This is a genomic window from Tritonibacter sp. SIMBA_163, from assembly GCF_046535935.1.
Taxonomy (GTDB): Bacteria; Pseudomonadota; Alphaproteobacteria; order Rhodobacterales; family Rhodobacteraceae; genus Epibacterium; species Epibacterium scottomollicae.
Window position 1 is genome coordinate 1 of the sequence record NZ_JAWJBP010001483.1, and the last position, 231, is coordinate 231.

The 231-nt window shown below is 70.1% G+C and carries 1 protein-coding gene; it reads right to left on the reverse strand.

Going from position 1 to position 231, the window contains the following annotated elements; genetic code table 11:
- Positions 1-231: GGDEF domain-containing protein (locus R0J92_RS27215; protein WP_411053978.1), on the reverse strand; the 231-nt coding region annotated here is incomplete at both ends.

Below are 231 nucleotides of genomic sequence, written 5' to 3' on the forward strand. Positions count from 1 at the left end.
CCCGTCGAGGTCGATCATCACGCACGCCGCGTCGTGCGCGTGCCGCCTCGCCTCGGCGAAGCTCCGCTCCACGGTCTGCTGAAACGCCCGGCGGTTGAGCAGCCCCGTCAGCGGGTCGGTCGCGGCCATGGTCTCGAGCTGGCCGACCGCCTCCTCGAGCTGGCGGTTCTTCTCGTTGATCTCGTCGAGCCGGGCGGCGAGCTCCTCGTGCAGGCGGATGTTGTCCTGCTT